This window comes from Solibacillus daqui, assembly GCF_028747805.1.
GTDB lineage: Bacteria > Bacillota > Bacilli > Bacillales_A > Planococcaceae > Solibacillus > Solibacillus daqui.
Genome location: NZ_CP114887.1, coordinates 1,036,845 through 1,056,569, shown reverse-complemented (window position 1 = coordinate 1,056,569; position 19,725 = coordinate 1,036,845). Strand labels below are relative to the sequence as shown.

The window sequence follows — 19,725 nt, the reverse complement described above, 5'->3', positions numbered from 1 at the left end:
TATATTATTCGATAAAGATTGAATATTCCCTTTATATTACACTTCTAAATAGAACGCTTTCATTTATCTATCAATCAAATAAACACCTTTTCAAATCCTACCACAATGTTTATCAGAATTTTTCGAACTGTTCTTTAAATCACAAAATCATCATAGGCGACCTTTGCCACCTATGATGATTTCCTCCAATAATAAACGAACTATTCTTTAGGTTTTTCTTCAGAAACCTTAATTTCGCCAGAAGAAATTTTTTGTTTGTAATCTTCTACATCATCTAAAATTTCTTGTGGAATTGCGCCACGAGAATCTGCTAAGCCAACACCATCTTCAGCTAAACCGTAAACAGTTGTTTCACCACCAGGGAATTTACCTTCTTTAGCTTTATTAGAGATATCTACTACTGCGTTGTTAACACCTTTTAACATAGAAGTTAATGTGATGTTTGTTGAACCATCAACTTGTCCTTCAGCGTATTGGTCAGCGTCTACACCGATTACCCATACGTTAGCGTTAGGGTCTTTTGCTTTACGTTCTTTTGCTTCAGAGAATACACCGTTACCAGTACCACCAGCAGCGTGGAAGATAATATCTACGCCTGAAGAGTACATAGAGTTTGCAGCGATTTTACCTTTAGAAGCGTCATCAAATGCTTCTGTGTAGTTTACTTGGATTTCGATGTCAGGGTTTACTGCTTTAGCACCTTGAACGAAACCAGCATGGAAACGGTTGATAACTGGGATATCAACGCCACCTACGAAACCAATTTTACCTGATTTAGACATTTCAGCAGCAACAACACCTGCTAAGAATGCACCTTCTTGCTCTTTGAACAGGATGCTTGCTACGTTTGGCGCATCTACTTCAGCGTCAATAAGTGCGATTTGAGCATCTGGATTTTCAGTTGCTACTTCACCAATCGCGTCACCCATCATGAAACCAACACCGAATACTAAGTCGAAGTCACGACGTAATAAGTTGTTTAAGTTTGTGTTGTAGTCAGCGTCTGATTGAGATTGTAAGTAATCGAAACCGCCATCGCCTTTAGATAGGCCGTTGTCAGCACCAAATTTTTGAACACCTTCCCAAGCTGATTGGTTGAATGATTTGTCATCAACACCACCAACGTCTGTTACCATGGCTACTGAGAAATTATCACCTTCGTTACCAGAGCCTTTGTTTGTGTCTTTTTCTTTAGCTTCGTCGCTACCACATGCAGCTAAGATAGCACCAGTTGCTACTACAGAAGAAATTAATAAACCAAATTTACGCTTTTTCATAAATGAGTCCCCCTCAAAGGTAATTGATTGATGATATTAGCAGGAATAATTAAAAAATTTGTTCTACACCCGTTTACGTACTACATGGAAGCTGAATTTATCAGCTCTGAAATAATTTTTCGAATAAAGTACTACACGATCATTTTCATCATAATGTAGCTGTTTCAAAACAAGTAGAGCGGTTTCTGGACCACATTTCAAAATTGGAGATACTTCGTCATGGAAGCCCACCGGATCAATATAAGTAACTGCATAAGCAACACGAATATTGCCCGTTTGCTCTAAAGCCGAAAAAATTGAAACATTTTGATTGTTTAAAAATTCACTTGGCAAAAGATTCGCTGGCACTCTGTCCACACAGTAAACTACCGGCTCATTATCTGCCGTTCTTACACGTTCAATCGTTATAACATTGTCATCAATGTCAGTTTGGAAACGTTCCACATCATCTTCTGTTGCCTTTTCTTCCTTGGCACTAATAAAAATCGTACCAGGTCGCATTCCGGCATTTTCAATCATAGAAGACACACTCGATAAATGCTCAATACCAGATGTAAACAACGGTTTTGGATTTACAAATGTGCCAACACCATGACGACGCACGATGATGTTTTCTTCTTCCAAAAGTCGAAGTGCTTCACGAAGCGTTGCACGACTTACACCTAGTGTCTTTGATAATTCAAACTCAGAAGGTAATTTTTCGTTTTCACGATAAGTCCCTTTTTCAATATCTGACTTTAAACGGTCAATTACTTGCAGGTATAAATGACGATGATCAGCTTTAATGGACACTTAATATCACCACCATAACATAGAGATCAGACATCTGATGTACAACATTCCTACTAATTCGTAAATAATATAACACTTTAAACACAAAAAGAAAACATATTTCTAATAATGTGTTATGTTAAATGAAATATTGAGCGAAATTATTTAAAAAATCTACAAAAATAATTCATTTCTGAAAAAATAATTTACTTTAATTTTTACTTAATTATAACGATTTCCTAATACTTGTCTTGGTTTACTTCCTTCAGGAGGTCCGACAACTCCGCGCGCTTCCATTTGATCAACGATTCGCGCAGCACGAGAATAGCCTATACGGAATCGACGCTGTAATAATGACACCGAAGCGGTTTGCATTTCTATTACAAGCTGTACGGCTTCATCATAAAGCTCATCCGTGTCATCTAATTCATTTGCTACTGGTTCATCAGTTGGAATCATCGCCTCTTCGTATTGTGCTTTTTGCTGCTCTACTACGCTGTCAATTACCTTTTCCACTTCTTGATCGCTTACAAATGCACCTTGTACACGGACTGGTTTTGATGCACCAGCCGGTAAATACAGCATATCGCCACGTCCTAATAATCGTTCCGCACCGCCCATATCTAATATTGTACGTGAATCAACTGCTGATGATACTGCAAAGGCAATTCGTGATGGAATATTCGCTTTAATAATACCAGTAATGACATCTACAGATGGTCGCTGTGTGGCAATAATTAAATGAATCCCTGCAGCACGTGCCATTTGCGCTAATCGTGTAATCGCATCCTCCACCTCATGTGAGGCAACCATCATTAAATCCGCTAACTCATCGACAATCACGACGATGAACGGTAGCTTCGGTTGTTCCTCTCCTGTTTCCATATTATGACGCATAATGTAAGCATTATAACCTTCAATATTCCGTGTACCTGACATCGAAAAGAGATCATAACGACGTTCCATTTCAGCTACTACCTTTTGTAAAGCTTGTGACGCTTTTCTAGCATCTGTTACAACAGGCGCTAACAAGTGAGGAATTCCGTTATATACACTTAATTCAACCATTTTCGGGTCAATCATCATCAAGCGAACTTCACTCGGTGTAGCACGCATTAAAAGTGACACAATAATGCCATTAATACATACACTTTTACCACTACCTGTCGAACCAGCAACTAATAAGTGCGGCATTCTGTTTAGCTCTGCAGAGATCGCTTGCCCTGTTACATCTCGACCTAAACTGACAAACAGTTTTGAATCAGGCTTTACTATTTCATTGGATTCGATTACTTCACGTAATGTTACCATTGCAATTTCACTATTGGGCACTTCAATTCCTACTGCCGATTTCCCTGGAATTGGCGCTTCAATTCGAATATCCTTTGCGGCTAGTGCCAATGCTAAATCATCCTGCAAGCCCACAATTTTGCTAACCTTAACTCCCGTATCTGGCATCACCTCGTATTTCGTAACAGCCGGTCCTAAATGAGCCTGTGTCACTTTGGCCTTTACACCAAAGCTTGCAAAGGTTTGTTCAAGTTTTTTGGCATTCATCTGAATGATGGAATACTCTCCACTTTGATCATGTTGCGGTGGCGCATTCAATAGTTGAATAGACGGTAATTTATATGACTGCTGCGTTGTAGGAGGTTCCTGAACAAGCGGCGTTACATCTACCTCTACTTCTTCTAACTCTATTACTTGTGGTGACAGCTTTTCTTCAGTAAAATTCGACACATTTGCAGGCTCATGATTTGCCGCCGTGATTACAATTTCTTCATAATTTTGTGCGAATTGATCTTCCTCGATTTCTTGCTGCGGACGACGCGCACGTTTCTTTGTTTCCTGTGGCTGCTCTACTTTGGCACGACGCTTTGGTAATTTTATTTTTCCTTTTACAGAAGGTGCTTTTTCAACTAAAAATGGTACAAGTGCTTTTCCTGTAATTAAAATCACGCCTATTACAAACAACACAAAGGCAGCAATTTTTGCACCACCCGCGTCGAATAGAACGTGCAAAATACTAAATAATAAGCCACCAATCATACCGCCACCCAACGCATTACTGCGATTGACAATTCCATCTGTGCTAATTAAAATTCGCCACGTTTCTTTTAATACTGAATTTGATAACAATCCATTCGTATTATGCAACTGTTCAAATAACATACTGTGACTAAAAATTGTTAAGCTCATACCAACAAATAACACACCATAAATGATACGTGTCTTAAATGCTACTCCACGACGTTTGACCATTAACATGCCCGAAATGATAAAACATAATAACGGCACAATAAAATGCAGATTACCAAAGATAAACATCGCAATCGAATGCATCCATCTACCGACTAGTCCAAATTCCAAAAACTCAATTAAGGCCAGTGCGATTAAAACAATACCGATAATTTCATATGCGAGTGGATGTAACTCTTTTTTACTATCAGCCTTTAACTTGGGCTTGTTTTTTTGTTTTGGTTTTGCTTTCGCTTTTCCCGATTTTGATTTTCGTTCCAATAGTTCATTCACCTACTTCTTCGTTGCTTTCATAGTAACAAAAAAGGCTTTCTCACACTGCTGTAAGAAAACCCTTTTCAATTTTCGCTAATCCTAGTATTCCATAATAATTGGAATAATCATTGGACGACGCTTTGTTTTTTGGAATAGATATTGATTTAAAGTGTCACGAATTTCTTGCTTAATGTTTGTCCATTCAAATGTTTCTTTACCAACGTATTTTTCGATAACTTCACGTGCAATGTCTGAAGCTTCTTCCATTAGCTGCTCTGACTCACGAACGTAAACGAAACCACGTGATAAAATTTCTGGACCTGATGCAATTTTCTTTTGCGCACGGTTAAGTGTCACAACAACAATAAAAATACCATCTTGTGATAATAACTTACGATCACGCAATACGATATTTCCAACATCACCAACGCCGATTCCGTCGATTAAAACATTACCAGCTTGTACACGACCAGTCATGCGCATTTTGCCACTTTTGTATTCTATAATATCGCCTTTATCTGCGATGAAAATTTGTGATTTTTGTAGCCCTATTTCTTGTGCTAATTTTGAGTGCGCAATTAACATACGGTATTCACCTTGAATCGGCACAAAATACTTTGGTTTCATGAAGTTTAACATTAATTTTAAATCTTCTGCGCTACCATGCCCCGATACATGTACTTTTTTGTTAGATGTTAAGACATTTGCACCGGCTTTTGCTAATTGGTTCATAGTGTTATACATTTGCACTTCCATCGATGGTGATGGCGTGAAAGTAATTAAAACAGTATCTGTATTTTTAATTTTGACATCACGGTGGTGTTTGCGCACGATTTTGTCTAGCGCATCAAGTGGTTCACCTTTGTTACCTGTTGCCATAATAATTATTTCATCGTCTTCGTATTTGCTGATTTCGTTTACTGGAATAATTGTATCTTCATCGACTTCTAAATAGCCTAAATTCACACCAATATCAACAATTTTCTCTAATGATTTTCCAACTACCGCTACTTTACGATAAGACTCGGCTGCTTGTGTGAATATTTGTTGAATGCGGATAAAGTTTGATGCATAAAGTGCTACAATAATACGGCCTGGCGCAGAATGAAATGTTTTTTGTAACTCCTCTGCGATGACTGCTTCACTCGTTGTATAGCCTGGGCGTTCTGCTTCAATCGACTCTGAAAGAAGCATAAATACACCTTCTTCCCCTACCATCGCCATTTTTGCTAAGTCCGGCTTGAATTTGCCTTTAGCAGCTTGGTCAAATTTAAATTCACCTGTGTGAACGATTGCCCCTTCAGACGTATGGAACACAATCCCTAGTGAATCCGGAATACTGTGTGTTGTATGGAAAAACGTTACATACGTTGAATTGAAGTTCATGCGACTATTGCTCGTTACCTCGAAGAACTTCACTTGGTAAGGTGCTGGTAATTCTTTCAAATGCTCTTTTGCTAGTGCGATTGATAATTTTGAGCCGTAAACAGGTGCTTTTACTTTTCTTAACACATACGCGATCGAACCAATTGCGTCTTCGTGTCCGTGCGTTAAGAAAATCCCTTTTACGCGTTCTTTATTTTCTTCTAGATACGTAATATCTGGAATGACGATATCAATTCCAAGCATCTCGTCCTCTGGGAACATTAACCCACTGTCTACTACGAAAAGCTCTTCGTCGATTTCAATTACATACATTGATTTTCCGATTTCGCCAACGCCGCCAAGCGGGATGACACGGATTAATTCGTTTTTTGTCTTTGTCACTTTGTTTCCTCCTAAAATGTTCCGAACAGCAACCACTTAAATTTCATTATACGGTGGAAACGGTGTTAGTACAAATAAAAAAATGTTATTTATCTATTTATTGAGCTATATACTTTATGTACTTCATTTTCGATCAAAACTAATGATAGAAGTAAAAAACACCAACTCCATTACGAAGTTGGTGATATTTTGTGTTAACTGTTTTGTAAGGCACGGAATTTATCGGCTTTTGCTTGATACGTATCCCAAATCACGTCAAATGCTTCTTTTTCTTCTGGAAGCATTTCCATCATCGGCATGCGTACATCTAAAGTATCAAAGCCTAGCTTTGTCATCGCATATTTAATTGGCGATGGATTTGGCTGTGCAAATAGCGCACGGACAAGTGGTAATAAAGCTCGGTGAATTTGAGCCGCCTCCTGATGACGACCTTCCTCAAACGCTCGAATCATTTGCTGCATATCTTTTCCGACTACATGTGAGGCTACTGAGATTATACCGCGACCACCAATCGCAAGTAACGGTAAGGTTAAGCCGTCATCACCAGAATATACGTAAAAGTCTGGCTCAACATTTTCGATAATGTCACCCATTTGGTCCAAGTTACCGCTCGCTTCTTTAATACATGTAATATTTTCAACATCACGGCTTAATGATATTGTCGTGTCAGCTAAAATATTGGCACCTGTACGACCTGGTACATTATATAGCATGACTGGCAGTTGCGTTTCTTTTGCGATTGTTTCAAAGTGGGCATACATACCGCGTTGGTTAGGCTTATTGTAGTATGGTGTTACAAGCATAATACCATCTGCACCGTTTTCTTCAGCTTTATGTGTCATCATAATTGAATATGCCGTTTCGTTATCCCCTGTTCCCGCAATAACCGGCACACGACCTGCTGATTTTTCAACTGTGAAACGTACTACTTCAATTTTTTCTTCTGTTGACATTGTCGGGTTTTCTGAAGTTGTACCGCACGCGACAATGCAATCTGTTCCATTTTCAATTAGATGATTTATAATACGCTCAAGTTCAGGATAATTAATGGTGCCATCTTTTTTAAATGGCGTAATCATCGCTGTACCAATTCGTCCAAAATCCATTAGCAAATCCCCCTCTTATAGTAAGTTATCCTCTAACATAGCTTCTGCAATTTGAATAGAATTTAGTGCAGCACCCTTTAGTAAATTGTCAGAAACAATCCATAAGTGGAAGCCTTTTTTGTTATCTAGATCTTGGCGAATACGGCCTACGAATGTTGCTTCTTCGTTTTCTGCAAAAATTGGCATCGGGTAAAGCTGTTGTGAAATGTCATCTTGCAATGTAATACCTGGTGCAGCTTTTAAGGCTTCAAAAATTTCTTGTACTGTTGTTTCTTGCTCTACCTCGATATATACAGATTCTGAGTGACCTGAAACTACTGGTACACGTACACATGTAGCTGCTACTTTCATGCCAGGTGCTTCCATAATTTTTTTCGTTTCGTTAATCATTTTCATTTCTTCATACGTAAAGCCATTATCAGTAAACTTGTCAATTTGGGGAATGACGTTACGTGCGATTGGATAATGCTTTACATCTGATTTAACCGGTAATACGTTTGCTTCTACATTTTTGCCAGCTTCCCACTGTGCACTTTGCTCGCGTAATTCTTCAATTGCTGCAATACCTGAACCTGAAACGGCTTGGTAAGTAGAGACGATAATTTTTGTTAAACCAAATTTTTCACGAATTGGTTGAAGAGCTGCTACCATCTGGATTGTTGAACAGTTTGGATTGGCAATAATCCCTTTAGGAATTGTTTTTAAAGCATGGCGGTTTACTTCTGGTACAACAAGTGGTACTTCTGGGTCCATACGGAAGTGACTAGTGTTATCAATAACGATTGCCCCACGTTTTGCTGCTTCTGGTGCTAATACCTCAGACACTGAGCCTCCAGCAGAGAATAATGCTACATCTACACCTTCAAAGCTTTCTGGTGTTGCTTCTTCGATTTTATATTGTGTTCCATTAAATTCAATTGTTTTACCTGCAGAACGAGCCGAGGCTAAAAATTTGATTGTCTCGATTGGGAAATTACGCTCCACTAACTTCTCCATCATTTTTGATCCTACTGCTCCTGTTGCACCAACTACTGCAACATTTAATTTTTTCGTCATGTCTCATCTCTCCTATAAATAATCGGTATGTATATAATGTTGGATATTGTAACATAAATTATTTGAATTGCGCTAGAATTTTTGACTATTTAAAATATTGTATAAATATAGGTTGTATTTGTTTTTTATGAGCGAGCGTATATGCGACAGTTTCGAGCATTTTCGTGAAGTCTGATATACAGGACGTAGGTTTTTTTATTGGATCATCTTGACCGAATGGAATAAAGAAAATGTTTTTGGCATTCATTAATTTCATTAAATTCATACCGTTTAATCCAAGTGCATCGTTTGTAGAAATACCGAGGACAACAGGTGAACCATTACGAAGTGTAGCCTTAGCAGCCATTAATACTGCACTATCAGTTGAAGCGTTGGCAAATTTACTCAGGGAATTCCCTGTTAACGGAGCAATAACCATACAATCAAGTGGATTTTTCGGTCCGAATGGCTCTGCTTCAGCAATCGAGCTTACCACTTTTTCCCCGGCAAGCGCTTCGATTTTTTCAATCCATTCTTCACCTGTTCCAAAACGTGTTGCGGCATGTAAAACTGACGGTGTAATAATTGGTACAACTGTTGCTCCCGCATTTCGTAGATCTGTAATTTTCGGTACAACATCTTCATACGTACAATGCGATGCCGTGATACCTAATCCGATTCGTTTTCCTTCAAGCATTGATGTGCTCCTTTCTTAAACGTAAAACCGTCTCACACATTACATTTGCAGCAGCATGCGGAAAAAATTTCCCAGGCAATGCTGGCAGTAATTCATATTGCGATAATTTCAGCTCATCTAAACACCCCGGTGCAGACGCGACATCATATATTGGACAGTTCAATAGTGGCTGATACGTTTCATTCAACCACTTTGTTGGAATAGTATTAATCATCAAATCTGTTTTTGGCATTTTTTGGTTAAGTTCGATTCCTTCATACCCATATGCAATCGCCTCTGCTTGCTGTGCCTTAGAACGAACTGCAATAATGACCTGCGCATGCAAACGATTTAAAAATAACGCAAGCATCTTTCCAACACGACCAAAGCCTGTAATGAGTACTTTTTTGTGCTGTACACTGAACTTTTCTGCATAAAGATGTGCTAACAAACCTTCAGCAGTGAGTGCTGCATTTTTCCAAATAAACGTTTCATCTTGCAAGTAAAAATAGATCTCTTTATTTTTTAATACCTCATACCATAAATCCGTCAATCTCCCCGCAAAAATCTGCGCCTGACTGATTCCTGCAAGTTGATCGACCCTTAAATGAAGTGGTTGGATTGGTAGCACAACATGGGTTGGGTGGAATTCTAATGCCGTTTTATTTAGCTCCGCGTCCCATGCATCCCGATTTTTGTAATACACTGTACGCGAATCATTTGTTAACTGTTTCGCTAAATACTTCATCCGTTCATCGGTCCCTATAACAAGCCAGCGCTCCGTCATCGTTCAATCTGCTTTAACGTTGATGTTGTTTTATGAAATAAGATTCGGTCTTCTCCTATAAGTCGGATTTCCTCCCACGGAATGTACTTCACCATTCCGCCTTTCTTTTTTTGAAAAGGTATTTTTACCATTTGCGCAGGCATTTCAAAACCGATAATTTTCCCTGTTTTTGCATCAAATATACATTCTGTCTCCGCTAAATATCCATAGCGCACACCATTATTCATTTCGATTAATTCCTTTTCTGCAAGCTCTGACAACAGCATCCTTCTCCTCCTTTATATGAGCTACCAATACTATATGCGCCTTCGCCTATAAGCGTGAAAGTTGAATTTTCAGATTTTTTATAGACAATTGCCGGAGAACTGTGTACACTGTATATATACAGTTAAAGCACAGGTGGTGATTGGATGATTATAAAGTTGAGTAACAATAGCAACCAGCCCATTTACGAGCAAATTACCGATCAATTAAAACAAGCGATTTTATCTGGTGTGCTTATGACGGGTGATGCCCTACCTTCAATTCGTGCACTTGCTAAAGAATTAAAAATTAGTGTGATGACGACAAAGCGTGCCTATGCCAATTTAGAACGTGATGGCTTTATTGAAACGATTGCTGGCAAAGGTAGCTATGTATCCGAGCGCAATCAGGATTTTTTACGCGAAGAGCTCATTCGTCAAATTGAGGTTCATTTGACAAAAGCGGTGTCCGTTGCAAAATTAGCCTCTGTTGACAAAGACTCGCTTCACGAGCTACTAGACTTACTATTGGAGGAATCGCCATGAATGTCATTGAAGTGAATAATGTTTCGAAACGGATTAAGAAATTTCAGCTTACTAATATTTCGTTCCACGTTGAAGCGGGAACAATTGCTGGCTTTATCGGGCAAAATGGAGCAGGAAAATCAACAACATTGAAATTATTGCTGAACTTATTAAAGCCTGATGAAGGAGAACTCTTTATTTTAGGAAAAAATGTTGCGGATAATGAGGTCGACATTAAAGCTCAAATTGGTGTGGTATTTGATGAACTACATATCCCACAGCATTTAACAGCAAAAGATATTAATTCGTTATATCGTGAATTGTATCCGAAATGGAAGACGGACACTTTTTATGAATTTCTTGAACGCTTTGATGTGCCGAAATATGATGCAATTAAAAAAATGTCAAAGGGAATGAAGGCTAAGCTCGGTATTATTGTGGCACTTTCTTATGATCCGAAAGTGTTATTGCTCGATGAACCGACAAGTGGACTTGACCCAATTGTTCGCGATGAGGTTCTTGAGTTATTACAAACTTTTATGGAGCAGGAGGATCGCGCAATTTTAATTTCCTCACATATTACGAGTGATTTAGAAAAAATTGCCGATTCGATTGTTTTTATTCATGAAGGTAAAATATTATTTCATGAAAATAAAGATGAATTGCAGTATGGCTACGGTATTTGGAAAGGTACTCATGAGGAGGCTAAGGTCATTCCTAATCACGCAATAATCGGTAAACGTGACTATGTTTTCGGCGTGGAGTATTTAGTACAGCGAGAGTTTGTAAGTCCTGTTATTGAGCTAACAAAGCCCACAATTGATGAATTGATGCTGTTTTTTGTGAGGGGGCGTAAGCGATGACGCTGTTTTTGACGCGTTATTTTTTAAGAGAACTATCGGCGTGGGTATGGATTACTCCGCTAGCACTTATCCCTTTTTTATTAATTGGAGCGGCCACGGGGCTTCCCTTCTATTTTTCTTTACTACTCATTATTTATTCTTGTTCAGTTGTGTTTTCAAAATATAATGAATTACGAAGCAAGTATTCAACGACATTAGCCGTCGCTCCACTTCCTTCGAAAATGATTGTTCAAACTGATTTTGCTTTTTTAGGATGGGTTGCTTTGTGCTATGTAAGCTATGCGTTAGGAGCAATTACTGTTTTAACATTACTCATTGAAAAGGAATTTATATTTCCCACGGTACACCAGCTTGGGTTTATTATCGCTTGTTGTTTAGCACTCATTGCTCTTAATATTGGAATACTCACACTAAATATAGCTCCGATGAATACATTTATGATTACAATTTTCCTTTTATCAATGCTTTTTAATGAAATTAATTTGACATTGTTTGCAAGTTCTTATGGGCTTCATTTTTTCTTTTTGATGCTTGTGATTACTAGTTTGAGCTATTTTAGTATGACATCGCTAGGAAAAAGGAGGGGAGCATTTAAATGTTGACCTTATTTCGCTTTCATCTTCGTTATTCCAGTAAGTCCATTGTATTTTTTATAGTATTAGCAATTGCTTTAGGTTTCTTAAACTCAAATCAAGTGATTAATATTAACCTAGTCTCACTTGTAACAATTCTTACAATTTATATTCCAACGCTTTGTATTGCACATCTTTTAAGTGAACCATTTAGTAAACTAATCCGAACATTTCCAATTTCATTCAAACAATTTGTGAAAAGCTCTTATTTATATATAATAATTTTATATAGTGTCATGATTATTCCCGTTTTTATAGTATTAGCCAATCAATATTTCAAAGGAAGTATAACCGTATTTGCATTGTGCTACACACTTGGCATTTTTGCATTTAGCATTGTTACAACTGGTGGTGTATTAAAAGCACATTTTAAACACCCTGCAAATAGTAAATCCTTTTCGGGTTCAGATATGTTCTTTTATATTCTATTTGTTTTCATTCCCCATACACTACTTTGCTTTTTATTTTCTCTATTCGATTTAATCTTTGTTGGCGCACTTATTACACCGATTATCTGTTTCGTAATTTTCTATAAACAATACAAAGCTTCCATCAAACTTTATGAACAAGCCGAATATCTTTAAAAAAAACAACAGCGCACTTTGTCTGCGCTGTTGTTTTTTATTCTTCGTTTTCTGGGCCAATAATGGCGATTGCTGGTTCTGTTAATAGTATTTCTGTAATGAGCTCATCAATCGTATCCATTGATATGGCATCAATTTTTGCCAATACTTCATCAACCGTACGATGATGTTGATGAATGAGTTCATTGACCCCGTTGCGATTCATGTAGTCTTCTGTTCCCTCTAAACCTAATACAAAGCTGCCCTTTAGCTGCTCTTTCGCATTTTCAAGCTCTTCTTCCGTCACGCCACCTGTGACTACATCAAATAATGTTTGGTCGATTTGCTGTTTTAAGGCGTCTAAGTTTTGCTTGGAAGCGGATGCATAAATCGTAAACACCCCTACGTCCTCATAACTAGATTGATAGCTAAATACGGAATATGCTAAACCGCGTTCTTCACGTACATCTTGAAACAAACGCGAGCTCATATTGCCACCAATTATATTATTCATCGCAATAAAGCTATACATTCTTGCATCTTTTATACTAATTGCTGGGAATGAAATCGCGATATGTGCCTGTTCGGTATCGCGTGTCTTTTCAACTTCCCCCGCTGTGAATATTGGGAATGAAGGTTTCGATATAATCATCTGTTCGCTTGCTTCATATTGACCGAAAAGCTGCTCTATTTTTTCAAGTAAGCCCTCTTCAATATTACCCGCAATAGAAATCACGACATTTTGTGGTCCATAATGCTTGGCCATATAGTTGCGAATCATCGCTTCATTAAATGTCGCTAACGTTTCAGATGTTCCTAAAATTGGTCGACCGAGTGCATCGTTTGGATACGTGACTGCCCACAGCTTTTCATGAACATCGTCTGCGGGATCATCTTCACTCATGTAAATTTCTTCAAGCACAACTTGGCGCTCACGCTCGATATCTTCTTTTGTAAACAACGAATTAAAAAACATATCCGCTAAAATATCTACGGCAATTTCTCCATGATGGTCTAAAACCTTAGCATAATAGCATGTGTTCTCCTTGGATGTGAAGGCATTAATTTCGCCACCAATGCGGTCAAACTCCTCAGCAATTTGACGCGCAGTACGATTTTTTGTGCCTTTAAAAAGCATATGTTCAATGAAATGCGTGATGCCGTTTTCTTCGATTGTTTCATAGCGTGAGCCTGCATTCACCCAAATACCAACTGATAATGAGCGCACATGTGCCATCTGCTCCGCAACGATGCGCACACCATTTTTAGCTGTAATAATTTGTACCATTGTATTCTCCTTTATTTTAGAAAGATATATTTTAGGGTAATATCCATGAGTTGGAGTTGACCTAATTTTTCATTAAAATGTTGATTTATAGTAAAAAAGTTGTATTTCGCACGCAAACCCTAAAAAAACGCACGTATTTCCTTACATGAATCCCCTTATATATTTTATATGTTGCTATCCACCAAAAAAGAGGCTGTACAATTGTGTACAACCTCCCTTTTATATTACCTAAAAATTACGCTTGTTCTGCGCGCTCTTTTTCTTCTTTGATTACGATTTTGCGTGATAAGTTTACGCGGCCTTGGTTATCGATTTCGATACATTTCACAAGTAATTGATCGCCGATTTTTAATACGTCTTCTACCGCTTTCGTACGTTCTTCTTGAATTTCTGAAATGTGTAGTAAGCCGTCTTTTCCAGGGAAGATTTCACAGAATGCGCCGAATTTTTCAATACGTTTTACTGTAGACATGTAGTACTCGCCTACTTTTGCTTCACGTACGATTGATTCGATAATTTCTTTCGCGCGGTTAATCATTGCTTCATCAGCAGAAGCGATGTAGATTGTACCGTCTTGTTCTGTATCAATTTTAACGCCTGTTTCGTCGATAATTTTGTTAATTTGTTTACCACCAGGTCCGATTACGTCACGGATTTTATCTGGGTTGATTTTGATTGAAATAATTTTTGGTGCATATGTTGATAACGACGTACGTGGTTCAGAAATTGTCGCCATCATATGCTCTAAAATTTGCATACGGCCGATTTTTGCCTGTGTTAACGCTTCTTCTAAAATGTTGCGAGAAAGACCGTCGATTTTGATGTCCATTTGAAGTGCTGTTACACCTTTTGCTGTACCAGCTACTTTAAAGTCCATATCGCCAAGGTGGTCTTCCATACCTTGAATATCTGTTAATACTGTATAGTTGTCGCCTTTTTTCACAAGACCCATCGCGATACCTGCAACTGGTGCTTTAATCGGCACACCTGCCGCCATTAGAGACATGACTGATGCACAGATTGATGCTTGAGAAGTAGAACCATTTGATTCTAACACTTCCGCTACACAACGAATTGCATATGGGAATTCTTCTTCAGATGGTAATACAGCTAAAATAGCACGCTCACCTAGTGCACCGTGACCGATTTCACGACGACCTGGAGAACCATAACGACCCGTTTCCCCTACAGAGAACGCTGGGAAGTTGTAGTGATGCATGAAGCGTTTTGTTTCTTCAACACCTAATCCGTCAATGATTTGTACATCACCTAAAGGACCTAATGTTGTAATCGAAACCGCTTGTGTTTGACCACGTGTGAACATTGCTGAACCATGTACACGAGGTAAAAGGTCTGTTTCAGATGATAACGGACGGATTTCGTCTTGTTTACGACCATCTGGACGGATTTTATCGTCTGTAATTAAACGACGTACTTCATCTTTCACCATTTTATCTAAGATTGAATGTACGTGCTTCATTGTATTTTCATCAGCTTCTTGTGCTTCATAAGATTCAATTACACGTTCTTTTACAGCTGTAATATTTTCTTGGCGCTCTTGCTTATCCACTGTTTGAATTGCCGTGTTCATATCTGCTTCACACGCCGCTTTAATCGCTGCCGTTAATTCTGCATCTAATTCGAAAAGTACAACTTCGATTTTCTCTTTACCAACTGCTGCAACGATTTCTTCTTGGAATGCGATTAATTTTTTTATTTCTTCATGACCGAACATAATTGCCTCTAACATAATTTCTTCAGGAACTTCTAAAGCGCCTGCTTCTACCATGTTGATTGCATCTTTGTTACCAGCTACTGTTAAGTGCACTGTTGATTTTGCTGATTGCTCTAACGTTGGGTTCAATACAAATTCGCCATCGATATAACCAACATGTACACCCGCAATTGGGCCATCAAATGGGATATCAGATACAGCTAATGATAACGATGAACCAAACATTGCAGCAACGTCTGATGGGCAATCTTGGTCGTTAGACATAACCATTAAAATCGATTGAACTTCGTTACGGAAGCCGTCTGGGAACATAGGACGAATTGGACGGTCGATTAAACGAGATGTTAATACAGCTGTCTCAGATGGACGGCCTTCACGTTTAATGAAACCTCCTGGAATTTTACCTGCTGCATATAAACGTTCTTCATAGTTAACTGTTAACGGGAAGAAGTCTGTTGTTTTTGCTTGTTTTGACATTGTTGCAGTTGCTAATACCGCTGTTTCGCCATAGCGAATCATTGCAGCACCATTTGCTTGTTTTGCTAACTGTCCTACCTCTACTACTAAAGGTCGGCCAGCCCATTCATACGAAAAGACCTTTTTTTCGTTCATTAAATGAACCCCTTTCTTATTGAAACACTCTACGCATCTTTTTATGTACCATAGTTAGTGTATCAAAAAAGCTATATCTATGCTAAATTTTTTCAATAAATTCATCATTAAATTTCTAAATATTATATTTGGTGCCTTCAATTAAAAGCATGATCAAAATGTATACGCTAATTTGTAATAGTTTATCATTAAATACTATACTTTATAATGAATAAATCGTTGTTTTTCGATATGGCAATTGCCTATCGTCTTCACTTCAGACAACTATTCAATTTATACGTAAGTTACATGTACTAATAAAATTTTCCAAACAATATCTAAACATAATAAAAAGCGGGAAAAATCCCGCTTTTTATTGTTAGATTAGCGACGTAATCCAAGTTTGTTGATTAATTCACGGTAACGAGCAACGTCTTTTTCACGTAAGTATTTTAATAAGTGACGACGTTTACCTACCATTTTTAAAAGACCACGTTGAGAGTGAAAGTCTTTTTTGTGAGTAGCTAAGTGTGCGTTTAAAGCGTTGATTTCTGCAGTTAATACAGCGATTTGTACTTCTGGAGAACCAGTGTCGCTTTCGTGAGTACGGTACTCAGCGATGATTTCGTTTTTACGTTGTTGTGTAATTGCCATGTGAAATGACCTCCTAAATTAAAATATCACCGTTAGCACAGCAATCGCTGGAGTTGCGTATAGCCGAGCTAGGGTTCGTACATTTCGTACTTATGAATAGTACCATACAAAGTTACAACAAATCAACTATTTCACTTGAAGAAGTCCCCCACTTCTTCAAGTGAAATCCCCCGGCGGATGTCACAGATTTTTAGAGGAGTTTTTTCAAGCAAGCTTGAAAAAAATCTGGACGCAATTACTCCGAGGAGTAATTGATCTTGATTCAGCTTAACTGTTCAAAGTAGTGAATCGCCTGCTTTTTGTCGAGCTCAATTTGTTCGATTAATGCATCGATGCCACTAAACTTACGCTCGCTACGGATACGTTTGTACCAGCCAACAACAACTTCTTCACCATAAATATTTTTGTCGAAGTTTAAAATATGTACTTCGATCGATAATTGCTTTTCTTCTGGGTTATTAAATGTTGGTTTATAGCCGACATTACATACGCCGTTATACCATTCGTTTTGCACTAAAATTTTCACTGCATAAACGCCAGTTGCTGGAATATAGCAGCCCTCCATTGCTTGTACATTTGCCGTTGGGAAGCCCATCGTACGTCCACGTTTATCACCATGCACGACAATCCCCGGTACTTCGAACGCGCGCCCAAGCAATGTTCGCACTTGCTCCATGTCACCATCTTGTAATGCGTTACGAATACGCGTTGAGCTAATCTTCTCTTCTACATCTTGTTGTTTTTCTACAATTGTCACACCAAACTGGTCATTCGCTAATTGCTTCATCATGTCCATATTTCCTTTGCCGAATGCGCCAAACGAATAATCAAAACCAGCTGTTACGTGCTGCACATTTAAATCTAAAATGAAATACTGCACAAATTGCTCTGGTGTTAGCTTTGCAAAATCTGATGTAAAATTCACGACAAATACTGCATCTATATTCAATTCTTCAAAAGTATCCAGCTTTTGCGCAAGCGGTGTAATATAAAATACCTTTTCGTTACGTCCACCTAAAACAATCGATGGGTGTGGATCGAATGTCATCACCGCACTTTTGATACCAAGCTCCTTTGCAGTTGCTTTTGCTGCGTTTATTACCGCTTGATGCCCCTTATGTACACCATCGAAAAAGCCAACTGCTAATGAATAGGCCTGTTTATTTGACTCTTGTGATAATTGATGTGGATATTTTAAATGAATTACGTCCATAACTAATGTGCCTCCTAATCTATTTCGGGGAACATTTTATCCGGTTTCATTTGTCCTGTTTTTGTCGGATGTGCGATATAGACCGCAAATGCTCGTCCCTCTACCCCATAGACCATTTTATCATGCTCTTTTAATAATGCATGCATAGGGAGCACTTGTCCATTGATAATTTGTTTTTCAATATCAGGCGTAATTTCAATGTACGGATAATTTGAAAGCGCGTATTCTACTGGTAATAAAAATTTTTCCTGCTCACCTGCATCCACCATGTCCGCAATTTCTGCTAGTGTGAAACAGTTGTCCTTTGTAAATGTTCCTGAGGCAGTACGCACCAATTCATGCATATGCGCAGGATAACCAAGCGCCTCACCAATTTGTACAGCTAATGTACGGATGTATGTGCCCTTTGAACATTTAATGCGAATCGAAAACGTCACTTCTTCGCCTTCGAATTTTTCCGCATCCTCTAAAAGCTCTAGCTCATAAATCGTAATTTTTCGTGTAGGACGTTCCACGGTTTGGCCCGCACGTGCATATTCATATAGCTTTTTCCCATTAACTTTTACCGCTGAAAACATTGGTGGTGTTTGCTCAATTTCACCTGTTAATGACGCTAGTGCTGCTAAAATTTCCGCGCGTGTAAATGACTTAAAGTCTGCATTTTGCTCAACAGTTTCGCCTTCTGCATCTTCTGTCGTTGTAGTACGACTGATTGAGACAACTGCTTCATACGTTTTACCTGCATCCGTTAAGTATTCTGCAATACGAGTAGCTTGGCCAATACAAATTGGTAAGACTCCTTCTACACCAGGGTCAAGTGTACCCGTGTGACCTACCTTTTTTGTTCGTAAAATTTTTCTTAACTTAAATACGCAGTCATGGCTTGTCATACCGCGCTCTTTCCATAATGGAAGAATGCCGTTCATTATTTTGCTCCTTTGAAATAGTCTAGGCTAAAGTGCTAGCCCCTCGGTCACTTCAGTCCCTCCGTGCAGAAGTGATAGAGCGTTTACTTTTGCGTCGGGCCTACCAGTATCGTTCGGGGCTTAACAGGCACTTTAGCACTTTTCTTGCAAAAAAAGCCTGCAAAGCATGAAATGCAGCGCAGACTTTTTTGTATATTATTTGTCTTCGTGTAAACCACGTAGTAATGCGTCGATTTTGTTGCCGTATTCGATTGCTGTATCGAATTCGAAAGCTAGTTCTGGCGTGCGCCGTAAGCGAATGCGAGAACCTACTTCAGAACGAATGAAACCTGATGCTTTTTCTAAAGCTTTTAACGATTCCGCGCGTTCACGCTCATTGCCTAGTGATGTAATATAAACAGTTGCTTGCTGTAAGTCCCCTGTTACCGCAACTTCTGTTACTGTAACAAAACCTACGCGTGGATCTTTAATTTTGCGAGCAATGATTTCAGTAATTTCTTTTTTCATTTGCTCAGCAACACGATTTGAACGTAGAGACATAAAAGTCACCTCTTTACTAC

General features: G+C 38.5%; 19 protein-coding genes. 4 read left to right on the top strand and 15 right to left on the bottom strand.

What is annotated here, in order from left to right; genetic code table 11:
- Positions 1-200: 200 nt before the first annotated feature.
- The 9 genes from O7776_RS04945 to O7776_RS04905 all read right to left on the bottom strand — a co-directional run bounded on the left by O7776_RS04945 (position 201) and on the right by O7776_RS04905 (position 10,199).
- Complete coding sequence (locus O7776_RS04945; RefSeq protein ID WP_274309508.1) at positions 201-1,277, bottom strand: BMP family lipoprotein; 1,077 nt, start codon at positions 1,275-1,277, stop codon at positions 201-203.
- A gap of 63 nt (positions 1,278-1,340) precedes the next feature.
- Positions 1,341-2,069 carry a GntR family transcriptional regulator gene (locus O7776_RS04940; RefSeq protein ID WP_241368041.1) on the bottom strand — a complete coding sequence of 243 codons (729 nt, stop codon included), beginning with the start codon at positions 2,067-2,069 and terminating at the stop codon, positions 1,341-1,343.
- A gap of 201 nt (positions 2,070-2,270) precedes the next feature.
- The gene (locus tag O7776_RS04935) at positions 2,271-4,568 is read right to left on the bottom strand and encodes an FtsK/SpoIIIE family DNA translocase (protein WP_274309506.1); all 2,298 of its coding nucleotides are present in this window, start codon (positions 4,566-4,568) and stop codon (positions 2,271-2,273) included.
- A 93-nt stretch (positions 4,569-4,661) separates the two neighbouring features.
- Positions 4,662-6,329, bottom strand: coding sequence for a ribonuclease J (locus O7776_RS04930; RefSeq protein ID WP_241368040.1), 1,668 nt, complete (start codon positions 6,327-6,329; stop codon positions 4,662-4,664).
- Between the two features lie 194 nt (positions 6,330-6,523).
- A complete protein-coding gene (gene dapA, locus O7776_RS04925; RefSeq protein WP_274309505.1) occupies positions 6,524-7,435 on the bottom strand; it encodes a 4-hydroxy-tetrahydrodipicolinate synthase in 912 nt (303 codons plus the stop codon).
- Between the two features lie 15 nt (positions 7,436-7,450).
- Positions 7,451-8,491 carry an aspartate-semialdehyde dehydrogenase gene (locus O7776_RS04920; protein WP_274309504.1) on the bottom strand — a complete coding sequence of 347 codons (1,041 nt, stop codon included), beginning with the start codon at positions 8,489-8,491 and terminating at the stop codon, positions 7,451-7,453.
- Positions 8,492-8,576: 85 nt separating this feature from the next.
- The gene (locus O7776_RS04915) at positions 8,577-9,167 is read right to left on the bottom strand and encodes a dipicolinate synthase subunit B (protein ID WP_241368037.1); all 591 of its coding nucleotides are present in this window, start codon (positions 9,165-9,167) and stop codon (positions 8,577-8,579) included.
- A complete protein-coding gene (locus O7776_RS04910) occupies positions 9,160-9,933 on the bottom strand; it encodes an NAD(P)-dependent oxidoreductase (RefSeq protein ID WP_274309503.1) in 774 nt (257 codons plus the stop codon). Before O7776_RS04910 ends, O7776_RS04915 begins: the two co-directional genes overlap by 8 nt.
- Entirely contained in the window at positions 9,930-10,199 is a 270-nt protein-coding gene (locus O7776_RS04905; protein ID WP_274309502.1) for a YlmC/YmxH family sporulation protein, read from the bottom strand. Before O7776_RS04905 ends, O7776_RS04910 begins: the two co-directional genes overlap by 4 nt.
- 144 nt (positions 10,200-10,343) lie before the next feature.
- On the opposite strand from O7776_RS04905, the gene O7776_RS04900 reads away from it, so the two are divergent.
- Genes O7776_RS04900 through O7776_RS04885 form a run of 4 tightly spaced genes read left to right on the top strand, consistent with a single transcriptional unit; the run spans position 10,344 to position 12,779 of the window.
- Positions 10,344-10,721: a GntR family transcriptional regulator gene (locus tag O7776_RS04900; RefSeq protein WP_274309501.1), complete on the top strand. Its 378-nt coding sequence runs from the start codon at positions 10,344-10,346 to the stop codon at positions 10,719-10,721.
- Positions 10,718-11,563: an ABC transporter ATP-binding protein gene (locus O7776_RS04895; protein WP_274309500.1), complete on the top strand. Its 846-nt coding sequence runs from the start codon at positions 10,718-10,720 to the stop codon at positions 11,561-11,563. The genes O7776_RS04900 and O7776_RS04895 overlap by 4 nt, the downstream gene beginning before the upstream one ends.
- Positions 11,560-12,165 (top strand): hypothetical protein, encoded by a 606-nt coding sequence (locus tag O7776_RS04890; RefSeq protein ID WP_274309499.1) that lies wholly within the window; start codon positions 11,560-11,562, stop codon positions 12,163-12,165. The genes O7776_RS04895 and O7776_RS04890 overlap by 4 nt, the downstream gene beginning before the upstream one ends.
- The gene (locus O7776_RS04885; RefSeq protein ID WP_274309498.1) at positions 12,159-12,779 is read left to right on the top strand and encodes a hypothetical protein; all 621 of its coding nucleotides are present in this window, start codon (positions 12,159-12,161) and stop codon (positions 12,777-12,779) included. Before O7776_RS04890 ends, O7776_RS04885 begins: the two co-directional genes overlap by 7 nt.
- A gap of 37 nt (positions 12,780-12,816) precedes the next feature.
- Here O7776_RS04885 and O7776_RS04880 read toward each other — a convergent pair whose 3' ends face one another.
- The 6 genes from O7776_RS04880 to rbfA form a co-directional block, all read right to left on the bottom strand.
- Positions 12,817-14,046 carry a M16 family metallopeptidase gene (locus tag O7776_RS04880; RefSeq protein ID WP_274309497.1) on the bottom strand — a complete coding sequence of 410 codons (1,230 nt, stop codon included), beginning with the start codon at positions 14,044-14,046 and terminating at the stop codon, positions 12,817-12,819.
- 235 nt (positions 14,047-14,281) lie between these two features.
- The gene (gene pnp / locus O7776_RS04875; RefSeq protein WP_274309496.1) at positions 14,282-16,393 is read right to left on the bottom strand and encodes a polyribonucleotide nucleotidyltransferase; all 2,112 of its coding nucleotides are present in this window, start codon (positions 16,391-16,393) and stop codon (positions 14,282-14,284) included.
- Between the two features lie 363 nt (positions 16,394-16,756).
- A complete protein-coding gene (gene rpsO, locus O7776_RS04870; RefSeq protein ID WP_274309495.1) occupies positions 16,757-17,026 on the bottom strand; it encodes a 30S ribosomal protein S15 in 270 nt (89 codons plus the stop codon).
- Between the two features lie 262 nt (positions 17,027-17,288).
- Positions 17,289-18,239 carry a riboflavin biosynthesis protein RibF gene (ribF, locus tag O7776_RS04865; protein ID WP_274309494.1) on the bottom strand — a complete coding sequence of 317 codons (951 nt, stop codon included), beginning with the start codon at positions 18,237-18,239 and terminating at the stop codon, positions 17,289-17,291.
- A gap of 14 nt (positions 18,240-18,253) precedes the next feature.
- Positions 18,254-19,165: a tRNA pseudouridine(55) synthase TruB gene (truB, locus tag O7776_RS04860; RefSeq protein ID WP_274309493.1), complete on the bottom strand. Its 912-nt coding sequence runs from the start codon at positions 19,163-19,165 to the stop codon at positions 18,254-18,256.
- Between the two features lie 195 nt (positions 19,166-19,360).
- The gene (rbfA, locus tag O7776_RS04855) at positions 19,361-19,705 is read right to left on the bottom strand and encodes a 30S ribosome-binding factor RbfA (protein WP_241368025.1); all 345 of its coding nucleotides are present in this window, start codon (positions 19,703-19,705) and stop codon (positions 19,361-19,363) included.
- Between the last annotated feature and the right edge of the window lie 20 nt (positions 19,706-19,725).